General features: G+C 61.2%; 16 protein-coding genes. 5 read left to right on the top strand and 11 right to left on the bottom strand.

Translation table 11 applies throughout. The annotated features are described in order from the left end of the window. Positions 1–176: 176 nt before the first annotated feature. The gene (locus QRN31_RS07620; protein WP_285431174.1) at positions 177–1,112 is read right to left on the bottom strand and encodes a hypothetical protein; all 936 of its coding nucleotides are present in this window, start codon (positions 1,110–1,112) and stop codon (positions 177–179) included. A 183-nt stretch (positions 1,113–1,295) separates the two neighbouring features. Beyond that, the gene (locus QRN31_RS07615; RefSeq protein ID WP_285431324.1) at positions 1,296–1,604 is read right to left on the bottom strand and encodes a YdcA family protein; all 309 of its coding nucleotides are present in this window, start codon (positions 1,602–1,604) and stop codon (positions 1,296–1,298) included. Positions 1,605–1,781: 177 nt separating this feature from the next. Here QRN31_RS07615 and QRN31_RS07610 point away from each other — a divergent pair, with 177 nt between their 5' ends. Continuing rightward, complete coding sequence (locus tag QRN31_RS07610; RefSeq protein WP_010455216.1) at positions 1,782–2,465, top strand: response regulator transcription factor; 684 nt, start codon at positions 1,782–1,784, stop codon at positions 2,463–2,465. After that, positions 2,443–3,837, top strand: a complete 1,395-nt coding sequence (locus QRN31_RS07605) for a sensor histidine kinase (RefSeq protein ID WP_285431172.1) — start codon at positions 2,443–2,445, stop codon at positions 3,835–3,837. The genes QRN31_RS07610 and QRN31_RS07605 overlap by 23 nt, the downstream gene beginning before the upstream one ends. Positions 3,838–3,973: 136 nt before the next feature. On the opposite strand, the gene QRN31_RS07600 is transcribed toward QRN31_RS07605, so the two are convergent. The 3 genes from QRN31_RS07600 to QRN31_RS07590 are packed head-to-tail and all read right to left on the bottom strand — an operon-like array spanning position 3,974 to position 6,228. Next, the gene (locus tag QRN31_RS07600) at positions 3,974–4,384 is read right to left on the bottom strand and encodes an SRPBCC family protein (protein WP_285431170.1); all 411 of its coding nucleotides are present in this window, start codon (positions 4,382–4,384) and stop codon (positions 3,974–3,976) included. 27 nt (positions 4,385–4,411) lie between these two features. After that, positions 4,412–5,209, bottom strand: a complete 798-nt coding sequence (locus QRN31_RS07595) for an SDR family NAD(P)-dependent oxidoreductase (protein ID WP_285431168.1) — start codon at positions 5,207–5,209, stop codon at positions 4,412–4,414. A 2-nt stretch (positions 5,210–5,211) separates the two neighbouring features. Further along, on the bottom strand, positions 5,212–6,228 hold the full coding sequence (locus QRN31_RS07590; RefSeq protein WP_285431166.1) for an aldo/keto reductase: 1,017 nt from the start codon (positions 6,226–6,228) through the stop codon (positions 5,212–5,214). Between the two features lie 132 nt (positions 6,229–6,360). On the opposite strand from QRN31_RS07590, the gene QRN31_RS07585 reads away from it, so the two are divergent. Further along, positions 6,361–7,257, top strand: coding sequence for a LysR substrate-binding domain-containing protein (locus tag QRN31_RS07585; RefSeq protein ID WP_285431164.1), 897 nt, complete (start codon positions 6,361–6,363; stop codon positions 7,255–7,257). Between the two features lie 155 nt (positions 7,258–7,412). On the opposite strand, the gene QRN31_RS07580 is transcribed toward QRN31_RS07585, so the two are convergent. From QRN31_RS07580 to QRN31_RS07555, 6 genes are all read right to left on the bottom strand, one after another. Further along, positions 7,413–7,772, bottom strand: a complete 360-nt coding sequence (locus QRN31_RS07580; RefSeq protein WP_285431163.1) for a DUF6124 family protein — start codon at positions 7,770–7,772, stop codon at positions 7,413–7,415. A 577-nt stretch (positions 7,773–8,349) separates the two neighbouring features. Then, positions 8,350–8,946 (bottom strand): DinB family protein, encoded by a 597-nt coding sequence (locus tag QRN31_RS07575; RefSeq protein WP_285431162.1) that lies wholly within the window; start codon positions 8,944–8,946, stop codon positions 8,350–8,352. A gap of 93 nt (positions 8,947–9,039) precedes the next feature. Next, entirely contained in the window at positions 9,040–10,155 is a 1,116-nt protein-coding gene (locus QRN31_RS07570; RefSeq protein ID WP_285431161.1) for an NAD(P)/FAD-dependent oxidoreductase, read from the bottom strand. Between the two features lie 33 nt (positions 10,156–10,188). Continuing rightward, positions 10,189–10,977, bottom strand: coding sequence for an SDR family oxidoreductase (locus tag QRN31_RS07565; protein ID WP_285431159.1), 789 nt, complete (start codon positions 10,975–10,977; stop codon positions 10,189–10,191). 29 nt (positions 10,978–11,006) lie between these two features. Next, positions 11,007–12,347 carry a PQQ-dependent sugar dehydrogenase gene (locus QRN31_RS07560; RefSeq protein ID WP_285431158.1) on the bottom strand — a complete coding sequence of 447 codons (1,341 nt, stop codon included), beginning with the start codon at positions 12,345–12,347 and terminating at the stop codon, positions 11,007–11,009. A 150-nt stretch (positions 12,348–12,497) separates the two neighbouring features. After that, positions 12,498–13,424, bottom strand: coding sequence for a LysR family transcriptional regulator (locus QRN31_RS07555; protein WP_285431157.1), 927 nt, complete (start codon positions 13,422–13,424; stop codon positions 12,498–12,500). Between the two features lie 175 nt (positions 13,425–13,599). Between QRN31_RS07555 and gbd the strand changes: the two genes are divergently transcribed. Continuing rightward, a complete protein-coding gene (gene gbd / locus QRN31_RS07550) occupies positions 13,600–14,739 on the top strand; it encodes a 4-hydroxybutyrate dehydrogenase (RefSeq protein ID WP_285431156.1) in 1,140 nt (379 codons plus the stop codon). A 75-nt stretch (positions 14,740–14,814) separates the two neighbouring features. Then, the gene (locus tag QRN31_RS07545; protein ID WP_285431154.1) at positions 14,815–15,594 is read left to right on the top strand and encodes an enoyl-CoA hydratase-related protein; all 780 of its coding nucleotides are present in this window, start codon (positions 14,815–14,817) and stop codon (positions 15,592–15,594) included.

The raw sequence follows: 15,594 nt of genomic DNA, 5'->3' as shown, positions 1-15,594 counted from the left end.
AGATCAGTGTCGCTTTATTGGAGCCCGGAAAGCAAAAAGCCGCTTCCACCAGAGGCGGAAGCGGCAGAGGCATAAGCCTCAGAGTATCAATGCATGAACAGGGCGATCAGGATGATGATCGGGATAGGCACGCCGAGAAAAAACAGAAGTAATGAGCGCATGAGGATTCTCCTGGGTTAGCGAACAGGCAATGTAGTGGTGGTGACATAAGTGTCGGATTCCAGATACACCACGGCATCCCGACGACGACCGCCGAAGGTGGCGGCGAAGCTGGCGAAAAACGCACCGATCAGCAAGGCAACGAACATCCACAGCGACGTCCAGGCAGCGACTTTGGCAGCGGTGTCAGCAGCTTGTTGGGCCGCCAGCTTGGCGTCGGCAACCGCTTTTTGAGTGCGGGCATAGACTTCATCGACACGGCGTTCGGCATCGGCCTGGGTCAGGTTGGTGCGCTGGGCAACCAATTGGGCCAGGTAAGTCCGGTCTGCGGCGGCCAGTTGGCCATCGCTCAGGGAGCGTACGAAGATCCGGGTCACGGTGCTGCGGGCGGCGTCATCGCTGACAGCGGCAGGACGATCATCGCGGAACAGGGTGTCGACGAAGTAACCATACTGGTCACTGTCGGTTTTAGCCGCGGCGGTGCCAGCGGCTTGAGTCGCGACACTGGCAGCGCCACCGACAACACTTGCGCCGGCTTGTACGCCACCGCTGACGATGCTGCTGACCGAACCGACGACCAGCGTCGCCGTCACCAGCGTGGCTACGCACCAGGCCAGGAAGCCGTGGGCAGTGTCACGGAAATAAACTTCATCGCCGTGCATGTTGGCCCACTTCACCCGCAAGCGACCGGCGATATAACCGCCGAGCCCGGAAGCCACGATTTGCGTTACCGCCAGCCAGACGATTGTGGAAATCCCCAGGCCTTTGGCGCTCACGCCTTCATGGGCCCAAGGTGAAACCGCCGAAAAGCCCAGACCGAAGCCGAGCAGTACCAGAATTAGCGACAACGCCGCTGCCGCAGCAGCCCCGGCGAAGATCGCGCCCCAGGACACCCCCGACAGCGTGCTTGATTCTTCTATATCGGGATAGAAACCATCAGAGGATCTATTCATTGTTTTCGCTCCAGGCAGAAAGATGGTGTTACAACTCTTCGGAGGGAGAATTGCAGTCACCGTGCCAGTCGCAATATTTAAATAAATCTTGTTATTTCAATAACTTATAAAGTTTGAACTTCCAGTTTTATTGCAATTTGCAAGGTAGGGGCAATTGCAGCGGGTTTTATGCACTGCGATTAACTACTTGCGCTTGTAGCTCTTGTTACCGCTGGGCGTGAGGCAATAGACCCCGCCTCTGGGCCCCGTGCAGAACGAGCCGGTGCCGCAGGCGCAGCCATCATTACTCTGCAACACGGTTTGCGGTCGGGCTTGGCTTTGGCCGCCATACACCGCCGAGCAACTTTTCTTCGAACCGCTGATAGATCCGTCATTACACAGAAACAGATCGCCGTCACAGCGATCAATTCCGCCCTTTTTTCCCGAGCACGGTGTATTACCCGCCCAGCTGGAAGCGCTGGCAATGCACAGCAGCAACAATGTAATCGGCATCCCGCCGCGACGAATCAAAGTAAGCACAGCGCAGTTTCCTGAATGAGTTATGGCCGTATGATATCAATGCTCTGCACAAGCTCTTCAAGCAACATGAAAGTTAATTTATTCAGACCCCGGTAATTCTTGGCAAAATACCCCCACACTCCGCCATGAACTGACTATCAGGCACGCCCTATGACCCGCATCTTGACCATCGAAGACGACGCCGTGACCGCCCGGGAAATCGTCGCCGAACTGAGCAGCCACGGCCTCGATGTCGATTGGGTCAACAATGGCCGTGAAGGACTTGAACGTGCGGTCAGCGGCAACTACGACCTGATCACGCTGGACCGCATGCTGCCCGAGCTCGATGGCCTGGCGATTGTCACCACGTTGCGCACCATGGGCGTGGCCACGCCGATTCTGATGATCAGCGCCCTGTCCGACGTCGACGAGCGGGTGCGCGGCTTGCGCGCTGGCGGTGACGATTACTTGACCAAGCCGTTCGCCACCGATGAAATGGCCGCCCGCGTTGAAGTGCTGCTGCGCCGCCAGAACACCGTGACCGCACAGGCGACCACGTTGCGCGTCGCCGACCTTGAGCTGAACCTGATCAGCCACGAAGCCAGCCGCGACGATCAGTTGCTGACGCTGTTGCCCACCGAGTACAAGCTGCTGGAATTCCTGATGCGCAACACCGGGCAGATTCTGTCGCGGATGATGATTTTCGAGGAAGTCTGGGGTTATCACTTCGACCCCGGTACCAACCTCATCGACGTGCACATCGGTCGTCTACGCAAGAAGATCGACCCACCCGGTAAAGTCCCGTTGATCCGCACCGTGCGAGGCTCGGGATATGTCATTGCTGAACCCCTCTAACGGCTGGCGCTCGTCCAGCAGCCGCCTGCTCGCGCTGTACAGTTCGCTGTTCGTGCTCTGGAGCGGGATTCTCATGGGGGTCATGTATTTCGAGGTTTCGGCTTACCTGGACAATTTGGCCAAGCACTCGCTGATGCAACGCCAGCACCTGTTTTCGCACTTTCAGGGCGAGCAACTGGTGGACGCCCTCGCCGTCAGCATGACCTTCGACATTCGCGGCATCGACGCCTACGGCCTGTTCGATGCCAAGCACCGCTACCTCAGCGGTGCGATGCAAAGCATCCCCGAAGGTTTGCCGCTGGACGGCAAGATCCACATGCTCAGCGACTGCGCCGAATCCGACGACCCCAGCCTGCCCGCCGACAGTTGTGACGCGGTGGCGACCCAGACCAGGGACGGTCGCTGGCTAGTGTTGGTACGCGACAACGGTTCGTTGTTCGCCGTGACCCGCATCATTTTGCATGCCTTGTTTTGGGGGGTGACGCTGACCATTCTGCCCGGCATTGCCGGCTGGCACCTGCTGCGGCGGCGCCCGTTGCGGCGCATTCGTGCGATTCAAGCGAGCGCCGAAGCCATCGTCGCCGGCGACCTGACCCGGCGCCTGCCCCTGTCCAATCGCCGCGATGAGCTGGATATGCTCGCCGCCATCGTCAACGCCATGCTTGAACGCATCGAACGCTTGATGAACGAGGTCAAGGGTGTGTGCGACAACATCGCCCATGACCTGCGCACCCCGCTGACCCGCCTGCGCGCGCAGTTGTACCGGATTCAACAGCAGGCGGATGAAGGCTCGACGCTGGCCGTGCAGCTGGACTCAGTGCTCGCTGAAGCCGACACCTTGATGGCGCGGTTTCGTGGATTGTTGCGGATTTCCGAACTGGAGGACCGGCAGCGCCGCTCCGGATTTGTGCAGCTGGACCCGGTGCCGCTGCTGCAGGAATTGCACGACTTTTACCTGCCGCTGGCGGAGGAAGGCGAGTTGCTGTTCACGCTGCAATTGCCTGCATCGCTGCCCCCGTTGACTGGCGATCGCGCGCTGTTGTTTGAGGCTGTGGCGAACTTGTTGAGCAACTCGATCAAATTTACCCCGCCGGGCGGCGAAGTGATTTTGCGTGGGGTCAATGTGGCTGGGCACACGCGAATCGAAGTGCTCGATTCAGGCCCCGGCATCCCGGAAAGCGAACGCAAAGCGGTGTTCCAGCGCTTCTATCGGGCGGACGGTGGCAATCAGAAAAACGGCTTTGGCCTGGGTCTCTCGATTGTTGCGGCGATCGCCAGCCTGCATGGCTTTGCGCTTGAAGTGGGCACCAGCGAACTCGGCGGCGCACGATTGACACTCGATTGCCAGCAAAAACTGATGTCCCAGACCTGAGCCAAATCACCTGAATTGACACAACACCTGTGGGAGCGAGCTTGCTCGCGATAGCGGTCTATCAGTCAACATCTATGTTGATGCTGAAGACGCAATCGCGAGCAAGCTCGCTCCCACAGGGGATTTGCAGTGACTATCAGGCTGGGTAGTTGGCCCGCAAGGCCTCAAGGCCGCCCTGATAAATCCCGGCAAACAACGCCTCGACCTCTGCCTCGCTCACCCCAACCGGCGTAAACCGGCCCGACCACGTCACCCGGGTGCCCTCGCCCTGTGCTTCTACCTTGATAGTCGCCAGGTATTCGGTCGCGGGAAACGGCGCCTGCACAATCGAATAGCTGTAAGTCTTCCCGGCGTTATCAAACGCCTCCAGGCGCTCAACCACCACCGCGCCTTCCGCGGTTTGCAGGCTGCGCACCCGCCCGCCTTCGCTCAGTTCGCTTTTCGGGATAAACGGCAGCCAGTCCGGCAGCGTGTCGAAGCCGCCAATCAATTGCCACACCTGATCGGCCGACGCCGGGATATCAATGAATGCTGATGCAGTTGCCATGTAGTCCTCTCTCTTAATTAAAAAGGTTCAAATCGCCATGCTGTCGACAACACCGCCGTCGACCCGCAGCGCCGCGCCTGTGGTGGCCGAGGACAGCGGCGAAGCGATGTAGGCCACCAGGTTGGCGACTTCCTCGACATTCGCCACGCGCTGGATAATAGAAGTCGGCCGGGCCTTGCGCACGAACGCATCGGCTTCTTCATGAATACTACGCCCCGACGCATCAGTGGCGTCCTTGAGCATCTGCTCAAGGCCATCGGTCAGCGTCGGGCCGGGCAGGATCGCATTGACCGTCACGCCGGTGCCCGCCAACCGCTTGGCCAGGCCGTGGGACACCGCCAGGTTGGCGCTCTTGGTCACGCCATAGTTGAGCATGTCGGCGGGAATCGCGATGCCGGATTCCGAGGACACGAAGATCACCCGCCCCCAGCCTTGCTTGACCATGTCCGGCACGTAACGCCGTGACAGGCGCACGCCGGAGATCACGTTAACCTCGTAAAAGCGCGTCCACTCGCTGTCCGGCGTGTCGAAAAAATCCACATCGTTAAAGATGCCGAGATTGTTCACCAGGATGTCGGCGCGGGGTTCGGCAGCGAACAGCTTTTCAGCGCCTTCAGCCGTGCCGAGGTCGGCGGTCAGGCCACGCAGTTGCGCGTCCGGCACGCTCTGGCGGATGCTCGCCAGCGCCTGTTCGACCTTGGCCGTCTCGCGGCCGATCACTACCACCGTGGCACCGGATTCGGCCAGTGCCTTGCTGATGCCCAGGCCAATGCCGGCGGTGCTGCCGCTGACAATGGCAAGTTTTCCAGTCAAATCGATTTTCATGCTCATGCTCCTGTGATCGGCAATGGCGCACGGTCAGAAACCAGTTTCGCCTCACGCATCGCTTGCCAGAATGCGGCGGGAATCACCGCCGACAGTGCGGCCACGTCTTCAGCGATTCGGTCCGGACGGCTGGACCCTGGAATCACCGCGGCCACTGCCGGATTCGCCAACGAGAACTGCAACGCAGCAGCCTTGATGTCGACACCGTGGGCAGCCGCGATGCGCTTGATCTGCTCGACCTTGTTGATGATCGCCGGGCTGGCTTTCTGGTATTCGAAGTGCGTACCACCGGCCAAAATGCCCGAACTGTAAGGACCGCCAACCACGATCTCGACGTTCTGCGCCAGTGCCGCGTCCATCAGACGCTGTAAGGCACGGTCGTGGTCGAGAAGAGTGTAGCGACCCGCCAGCAGAAAACCGTCCGGCTGCGCTTCAGTCAGATCAAGGGTCAGCTCGCACGGTTCAACCTTATTCACGCCCAGGCCCCAGCCCTTGATCACGCCTTCTTCGCGCAGTCGGGTCAGCACTTTGAACGCACCGGTGCGGGCCTGGTTGAAGTATTCCAGCCACTGATCGCCGTAAAAGTCCTGAGCAATGTCGTGCACCCAGACGATGTCCAAGCGGTCGGTCTGCAGACGTTTGAGGCTGTCTTCGATGGAACGCAGGGTGGCGTCGGCGCTGTAGTCGTTGACGATCTTGTTCGGGCGACCGTGCTCGAACACCCCGCTCTTCTCGCCGAGGTCGCGGGCAGCGGTGTCTTCGACTTCATCAAGGATGACCCGCCCGACTTTGCTGCTCAGCACGTAATCGTCGCGGTTGTAGTGGGCCAGCGCAGCGCCCAGGCGGATCTCCGACAGGCCCGAACCGTAAAACGGCGCGGTATCGAAGTAGCGCACGCCGGCATCCCACGCGGCATGCACCGTGGCCAGCGCCTCTTCTTCAGGAATGGCGCGGAACATGTTGCCCAATGGCGCTGTACCGAAACCCAGCGCGCCGGGCAGTTTGTCTTTCAAGCTCATGCTTCAATCCTCATCAGTTTCAGAGGTCGCCCTTCATCAAGTAGTACGGGTGACCGTTGAGCAGATCCTAGATTGCGATGGTCGGACCGTCCAAGACATAATGTGCAGCACTTAAGTCCTGATAGGTCTGACATGATCGACATCCGCCAATTGCGCTACTTCGTCGCCGTCGCCGAAGAAGAACACGTCGGTCGCGCCGCCGAACGTTTGCACATTTCCCAGTCGCCCCTGAGCCGGCAAATCGCCCAGCTCGAGGAACGCCTGGGCTTGACCCTGTTCGAGCGCAGCCAGCAGCGTATCCGCCTGACCCGCGACGGCCAGACGTTCCTCGCCGAAACCCGCGCCCTGTTGACCCACGCCAACCGCCTCGAATCGTTGGGCAAGCGCCTGGGCCGTGGCGAAGAAGGCGGCTTGTGCATCGGCTACATCGAAAACGCCATGCACGCCGGCGTGTTGCCCAACGCCCTGCGCGTGCTGCGCGGCGACCGACCGAACGTGCACGTCGCGCTGTACAACCTGAGCTCTGCCGAACAACTTGAAGGCCTGCGTCAGCGTAGTCTGGACATCGCCCTGGTTGGCGAGCCGCCCCTCGCCGACGATCCGGACCTGCTGGGTTTCCAGGTGCTGGATGATCCGATGCTGCTGGCCTTGCCCGAGCACCATGCCCTCGCCCAGCAAGCGACATTGACCCCGGCGGACCTGGCCGATCAGGAGTGGATCGGCGTGCAACACCGCCAGAACGTTGCCAGCCGCGACGACTTCATCAGCGCCTGCATCCGCGCCGGCTTCACCCCGGACATCCGCATGGAAGCCACCGAACCCTTCACCGCGTTGGGGCTGGTAGCGTCAGGACTGGGGATCGCGATGATTCAAAAAGGCTTGAGCCGCAATGCCCCGCCAGGCGTGGTGCTACGGGAAGTGCCATGGATTTCGTTTACCACGCCATTGTGGGCGGCGTGGCACCGGATCAATCTGCGACCGCTGGTGGAGACGTTCAGGAAAGTGCTAACAGAACCGGGCTCGCCATGATCATTCCCCTTATCGCTCCACGCCGAACAAGGTGATTGAGATCGTTCCCACGCTCCGCGTGGGAATGCAGCCCGGGACGCTCCGCGTCCCTTTCGAGAGCTGGAACGCAGAGCGTCCCTAGAGGCATTCCCACGCAGAGCATGGGAACGATCTTGTCAGGCGTTCTGCGGATCGACGTTATCCAGCGCCCGATTCACCGCCAGCTCGCCCAGCATGATGATCTGCTGCAACGCCAGCATCTTGTGACGCTGCGGCCCTTGCAGCTCCCCGGCAAAATCACTCGCCATCACACTCGCCGAGGCCATGGACTCGCAGGCGTGAGCCAGCAGGCTTTCCGAATCGATATCGGGCGCGATGAGGAACATCGTGCTGGGTTTTCTTGGGGGTGATGCCTTGGCGGGATTGAGGTAATGGTCGAGGGCGCGGTCGGCGGCTTCGTTGAATTTTTTGGAATCGGGGGATTCGTACGGAGAAACGTCGTTTATATCCGGAGGATTGGGGGTGGTTTTGAACACAGTGAAGCTCCTTGATTGGCGGAGCTGCGACCTGACGCGGTCAAACGAAAGGTGGCAGCTGTACGCGGGTTGACCGACCGGAAATCAAGGAATCCGGCACACTCGAAAGTGTCCCTCGCACAGCCACCGCAAAAAGCCTGGAGCTTTTCTTGGCCACTGGTACGCCTTGATCGATTCGGACGGTCAAGTCCGGACGCTGAATTGGCAGCGACCCGGAAACGATAGAGTCCAGGCCCAAGGCGCACAAGCCGGCGGATTCTGGCGCAGACGTAGGCAACGACGCAAGGATGTGTAGCCTGAGAGAGTGTCTGGAGATGTCGATTAAACATCGACGTTTAAAACCCGCCCCGCGCCCATACACCACGGACCAGACTGAAAAATAAATGCGCCTCCTTTTCCGGAGACGCTCAGGAAAGTACTGACCAAATCGGGCTCGCAATGATCGTTCCCACGCTCTGCGTGGGAATGCAGCCCGGGACGCTCCGCGTCCCTTTCGAAAGCTGGAATGCGGAGCGTCCCTAGAGGCATTCCCACGCGGACGGTTCGACGCCTCGACGTGGGAACGATCAGCCAACCGTCAACGATAACGATTCGGCAGAACGTTGGTTGCACTCGAGAATCGTCCAATACAGGTCGGCGCCGCTACCGGGGTATTGATCGATTGGAAAGACGCGGGATCGGTTTCGCGCAGGAAGATCGGCATATCGGTCATCGGCGGCATGGCGGGAATGTCGAAATACATCTGGATCACCCAGCCCCGGTGATAGCTGGCGTGGTTGACCACGTGCAGCAACATCGCCCCGGCGCTCATGGAGCCGCTCTCGCCCGAAACGAAGGTGAACTCGACAGGTTTGTCCAGCGAGGACTCGGTCTGCCGGGCGCTCCAGTCGCAGTACCAGTGATCGATGTCCTTTTGCGCCATGCGCAAGTCAGACAGGTCGGGATGCAACAGATCGTGTGAGGTTTTGAAGCCGTGCCCTCGGCCTTCGAGGTGAGCCTTCCAGATGCAGTCCACGACATAGATGTGGTTCAGGGTGCCGATCATGTTCCTGAACACCGACACCCGCTCTTTATCGACCTCTCCCGGCGGCAGTTCGGCCAGGCTGTCAAACAGGCGCTTGTCGGCCCATTGCTTGTATTCGGCAAGCATGCGGGCAGTGCGTACGTTGATCATCACAGCTCTCCCATGACAATGGGCACTCTGCCAAGCATAGCCCTCTCGTCGCAAAGCAGCGTAAACACTGATAACCGGCAGCTTCGTCAGCGACTAGAAGGAGTGCGGTGCCAGACGCTGAACTACCCGTTCGGCCAGCGCCAGGCAACTGGTGAGGCCTGGGGATTCAATGCCGAACAGGTTTACCAGCCCCGGCACGCCGTGCTCGGTCGGACCGCTGATGATGAAATCGGCGGCCGGCTCGTCAGGGCCGGTGATTTTCGGGCGGATGCCACTGTAAGCGGGCTGCAGGCTGTTATCGGGCAAACCGGGCCAGTAACGCCGGATCGCTTCGTAGAAGCCGTCGGCCCGGTGCGGGTCCACACGGTAATCCACCTGATCGACCCATTCGATATCCGGCCCGAAACGCGCCTGGCCACCCAGATCGAGGGTCATGTGCACACCGAGCCCGGCACTTTCCGGTGCCGGATACACCAGATGCCGAAACGGCGCCCGACCGCTGAAACTGAAATAGCTGCCTTTGCACAACCGCGCCGCAGGAACGTGCTGCGATGGCAAACCTTCAATCCGGCTCGCCACATCCGGCGCGGACAACCCGGCGCAATTGATCAACTCGCGGCAGTTCAACGTCATCGGCTGCGCACCGCCCATGTGCAGTTCAAAACCTTGCTCGGTGCATCGGGCAGATGCCAGCGGCGTGTGAAAGGCAATCGATGTGCCGAGGGCTTCGGCGTCTGCCTGAAGCGCCAGCATCAGGGCATGGGAATCGACGATACCGGTGGAAGGCGACCAGAGCGCCGCGACGCAGGACAGCGCCGGTTCAAGCGCTTGTGCTTGCCCCGCGTCGAGCCATTGCAAGTCATCGACGCCGTTGCGTTGGCCCTGTTCCAATAACGCCTGCAACGCCACGCACTGACGCTCATCGGTGGCCACGATCAGCTTGCCCAGGCGTTGGTAATCGACGCTGCGCTCATCGCAGAAAGCGTAAAGGCGTTGCTTGCCCTCCACGCACAACTGCGCTTTCAGGCTGGCGCTCGGGTAATAGATCCCGGCATGGATCACTTCGGAATTGCGCGAACTGATGCCCACGCCAATGCCGTCGCCAGCCTCGACCAGGATCACTTCGCGCCCGGTCCGGGCCAGCGCCCTGGCCACCGCGAGGCCGACCACACCGGCCCCGACCACCACGCATTGAATATCGACGCTCACCTGCCTTGTGCTCCTTTTACGCCTGACGATCCATCAAAACGTACCGGGATAACTGCCGCCATCCAACAACAAATTCTGCCCGGTCAGAAAACCGCTGTGGGCGCTGCAAATGAACGCGCAGTAGGCGCCGAATTCATCGGGCTGGCCGAAGCGCTGGGCCGGGACGTTTCGGCGGCGCTGTTCACTGATCTGCTCGACATCGGTGCCATTGGCCTGGGCGGCCGCGCTCAGGGTTTTGTGCAAGCGTTCGGTCTCGAACGGGCCCGGCAGCAAATTGTTGATCGTCACGTTGTGCCCGGCCAGCCGCGCCTGACGCGCCAGCCCGGCGATAAAACCGGTCAAGCCACTGCGCGCGCCGTTGGACAGGCCGAGCACATCGATGGGGGCCTTGACCGCGCCCGACGTGATGTTGACCACGCGCCCGAAACCGCGCTCGGCCATGCCATCGACGCAGGCCTTGATCAGCTCGATGGGCGTGAGCATGTTGGCGTCCAGCGCCTTCAACCAGTCTTCACGCTGCCAGTCACGGAAGTCGCCCGGCGGTGGTCCGCCAGCGTTATTGATCAGGATATCGACCTGCGGACACGCCGCCAGCACCTGCTCGCGCACCTCAGGGGTGCTGATGTCCCCGGCCACCGTGCGCACTTCAATTCCCGGCGCCAGGTTGCGTAATTGTCCGGCGGCGGCCTGCAATGTTTCGTCGCCGCGTGCGTTGATCACCAGATTGACGCCCTCCATCGCCAAGGCACGCGCACACGCCAGACCCAAGCCTTTGCTGGCGGCGCAGACAATCGCCCAACGACCTGAAATACCCAAATCCATAATCGTGCTCCTGACAATTGTGATGTTGACTAGGGTTTCACGGCGGCGATACGCCAGATCTTGTTCCCGACATCATCAGCGACCAACAACGCGCCGCGCTGGTCCAGCGTTACGCCCACGGGACGCCCCCGTGCCTCGCCGTCGGCGTTGAGAAACCCGGTCAGGAAATCAACTGGCATTCCAGCGGGCTTGCCATCACTGAACGGGATGAACACCACTTTGTAGCCCGCCTGCGGGTTGCGGTTCCACGAGCCATGCTCGCCAACGAAAACACCTTGGGCGAAGTTCGCCGACATGGCCCGCGAGTCCGAGAATGCCAGGCCCAGCGGCGCGACGTGCGTGCCCAGCGCGTAATCCGGAGCAATGGCCTGGGCCACTTTGTCCGGGCGCGGCGGCTCGACACGGGTGTCGACGTGGGCGCCGTAGTAACTCCACGGCCAGCCGTAGAATGCGCCGTCCTTCACCGACGTCAGGTAATCGGGCACCAGGTCGCTGCCGATTTCGTCACGCTCGTTGACTACCGTCCACAGCTGCGTCGTGCCCGGCTTCCAGGCCAGCCCGTTGGGGTTGCGCAGACCGCTGGCAAACAGACGCTTGCTGCCGTTCTTGACGTCGACCTCCCAAATCGCGGCGCGGCCTTCTTCCGCATCGAGACCGTTCTCGCCAACATTGCTGTTGGAGCCTACGGTGACGTACAGCCGGGTCCCCTCAGGGTTGGCCAGTACGTTCTTGGTCCAGTGGTGATTGATGCCTGCAGGCAGGTCGGTGACTTTCACCGGAACTGCCTTTATCTCGGTCTGACCTTCGCTGTAAGGGACCTTGACCAAGGCGTCGGCGTTGGCGATGAACAGCTCATTGCCCACCAGCGCCATGCCAAACGGCGAGGTCAGACCGGTCATGAACTCGGTTCGAACCTCGGCGTGACCGTCGCCGTCGACATCGCGCAACAAGGTGATTCGGTTGGCGCTCGGGGCGTCGGCCCCCACCCGCCCCATCACGAATCCCATCGCCGTGCGGCGTACCCAGGCAATCGGACCGGTGCCGCCATCGGTGGCCCCTTCCGGCATCGGCGGATGATTGCTTTCGGCGACCAGCACATCGCCATTGGGCAAGACATAGATCCAGCGCGGGTGGTCGAGGTTTTCAGCCAGCGCGGCGACGGTGAAACCGGCAGGCGCCGTGGGACGGTCCTGACCCGACCAGCCCACCGCTTTTGAAACTTTCAAGGTGGGGATCAGCGAAGTGACGGGCTCGGGCAACTGCGGGGCCGGGCCGACGCCCGCCTGTGGCGGCAGTTTGGAAGATTCACCACAGGCAGTGAGGAGCGCGGCAGTGGTCATCAAGAGCGCGAGCCGGTTGGGCACATTCATGTTGGAACCTCGCAGTGGCCATCCGTGGGCCAATTATTGGGCAGGCAAAATCCCGCGAAGTATTGCGGCGCATACCCCCTCTCAAACACCGCCTCCGCGGCAAATCACATTTGCCTTAATCGCACGAATGCTCACTTGCAGACGCAGGCATTATCCCGAGGGATTCAATAAGGCCTCTCGCAGCAAACGCGCCGCCGGCGAGTCCGGTACGCCTTTGCGCGATACCAGTTCATAGGGTTCGCTGCGTGAGGTGATGGGCAGCGGCAGCGTGGTGGTGAAGCCGTAGCCGGAGCAGAACTTCGCCACATCGGTCGACACCAGCGCGACCAGGGTCGGGTTTTCCTGGAGCAGCGACAGCGTGGCAAACGCCGAGGTGGTTTCCAGCAGGTGCACCGGGAATCGCAGGTCGGCCTCGTGAAATTCGCGTTCCAGCAACAAGCGCATTGGCATGTTGGCGCGATAGACGACCCAGCGGTAATCCACCAGGTCCTTGAGCGATAACTGCCGGGCGTAGGCGAACGGATGTTGGGTGCTGGCGATCACCGCCAGGGTTTCTTCGACGAAGGTCGAGCTCTCATACAAGTAGGGCGTGGTGCTGATGGTGGTACGGCAGATCGCAAGGTCCAGGCGCCCGGCGTCGAGCTGGCTGAGCAGCGCGGCGCTAGTGTCTTCGACGATCTCGATCGACAGTTTCGGGTTGTCGGCAATAACTCGGCTGATCGCGGTGGTCAACAGCGGCACGGCGCCCATGATGGTGCCGACCGACACTCGTCCGCCCTCGCCGCTCATGATGCCGATGATCTCTTCGCGCAGGTGTGCGAGGTCGGTCTGGATCAGCCGGGCGTAGCGGATCACCGAGCGTCCGGCATCGTTCGGCTCAAGCCCGCGGTTAGTGCGGGTGAACAGCGACGTGCCGAAGGTGGTTTCAATTTCCTGCAGGGCTTTGCTGGCGCCGGGCTGGGTCAGCGCGACCTGCTTGGCCGCGCCCAGCAAGGAGCCGTGCTCATCCAGGGCTATCAGCAAACGCAGCTGCTTGATGTGCAGGCGGGACATGATCGAATTGAGTGAGGGCGTCATCAGGATTAACTAAAAGTTATAGAGGTATCGAAAGTTGTCAGTATCGAGGCTCGCCACGACGGCCCTATAGTCCACCCCACGACCAGGCAATGCAATGGGTTTGACCTGAGATCGAAAGCTCTCCTGCCCCCAACCGATTGCAACAATAACAATCCTGTATAACTTGTGGTGAATCATGTCCCTCATCAATTACGTCACCAAAATCCAGTTCGGCTACGACAGCCTGCAGCATCTGGCCGCCGAAGCCGAGCGCGCCGGTATCACCCGACCGCTGATCGTCACTGACGTCGGCGTGCGCGGCGCCGGCATCGTCGACAAGGTCATCGCAGCCCTCGGCGCTGAACGTACACCGACCATTTTCGACGCCACCCCGCCCAACCCCAACGAACACGCGGTGCGTGACGCCGTCGAGCAATACCACCTGGGCGAGTGCAACGGCATCATCGCGGTGGGTGGCGGTTCTTCGATTGATCTGGCCAAAGGCGTCGCGGTCTGTGCCACTCACGACGGCCCCCTGCAAAGCTTTGCGGTGATCGAAGGCGGACTGGATCGCATTACGTCTGCCACCGCGCCGCTGATTGCCATTCCGACCACGGCAGGCACCGGCAGCGAAGTCGGCCGGGGCGCCATTCTGATCCTCGACGATGGTCGCAAAGTGGGCGTAATCTCACCTTATGTGGTGCCTCGCGTGGCCATCTGCGACCCGGAACTGACCCTGGGCCTGCCAGCGATGTTGACCGCCGCCACCGGCATGGACGCGATCGCCCATTGCATCGAAACGTTCATGGCGCCGGCCTTCAACCCCGCCGCCGATGGCATTGCCCTCGATGGCTTGTGGCGCGCCTGGGAACACATCGAGCGCGCCACCACCGAACCCGGTGATCGCGAAGCCCGGATGAACATGATGAGCGCGTCGATGCAAGGCGCGCTGGCCTTCCAGAAAGGGCTGGGCTGTGTGCACAGCTTGTCCCACGCCCTGGGCGGCATCAATCCGAAACTGCACCACGGCACGTTGAACGCGATCTTTCTGCCCGCCGTCGTCGACTTCAACGCCAACGCGCCCACCGTTCGCGATGAACGCAAGCTCGAACGCCTGCGCCATGCCATGGGCCTTGCGGCCGGTGCCAATATCGGTGAGGCCATCGAAGACATGACCCGACGCCTGGGCCTGCCAACGCGCCTGAGCGAGATCGGCGTCGACCCAAGCCTGTTCGCCGGCATTGTCGAAGGCGCCTTGCACGATCACAGCCACAAGACCAATCCCCGCGAAGCATCGCCCGCGGACTACCTGTCGATGCTCGAACAATCGCTGTAAGCAGCCGCGATCCAACAACAATAAATCAGGAGGCAACCGCACCGTCGAACGCGATTCGACGCCAGCGGAACAATCATGAAGCCCACCGTCCTTATCGACCGGCAAGACAGCCTTGCCATCGTCACCCTCAGTCATCCGGGAAAAATGAACGCCCTGACCCTGTCCATGTGGCAGGACTTGGGTGACGTCATGAGCGAATTGTCCGCCGATACCAGCGTGCGCTGCGTGGTGTTGCGCGGCGCTGGCGAGCAAGCGTTTGCCGCCGGCGCCGATGTCGGTGAGTTTCCCACTGTGCGCGCCAATCAGGCGCAAGCCCGGGTCTATGCCGACGTCACTTCCAGGGCCATGCGCGCCGTTGCCGACTGCCCACACCCGGTAATCGCGATGATCCACGGCGTGTGCGTCGGCGGCGGCCTGGAAATCGCCGCACTGTGCGATTTGCGCATCTGCGGCACCTCCAGTCGCTTCGGCGCGCCGGTCGGCAAGCTGGGATTGGTCATGTCCTATGACGAAATGGCCGGTCTGGTGGCATTGGCCGGACGTTCGACCACCCTCGAAATTCTTCTCGAAGGGCGGATTCTCGACGCCAACGATGCCTACGTGAAACACCTCGTGACCCGCGTCGTCGCTGACAGCGAGGTCGAGTCCGAAACCCTCGCCACCGCCAGGCGCATCGCCAACGGCGCGCCCCTCGTCGCCCGCTGGCACCGCCAGGCCGCACGTCAGCTTGAGGCCGGCGTCGCGCCCACCGTCGAGCAGATCGACAGCAGTTACAGCTGCTACGACACCGACGATTTTCAGATTGGCCTGAACGCTTTCATCGCGAAAGCCAAACCACAATTCAAGGGGAAATAA

The sequence above is a fragment of the Pseudomonas sp. fls2-241-R2A-110 genome (assembly GCF_030209165.1).
GTDB lineage: Bacteria > Pseudomonadota > Gammaproteobacteria > Pseudomonadales > Pseudomonadaceae > Aquipseudomonas.
The sequence above is the reverse complement of the archived record's forward strand: the minus strand, read 5'-3'. Positions and strand labels throughout refer to the sequence as shown.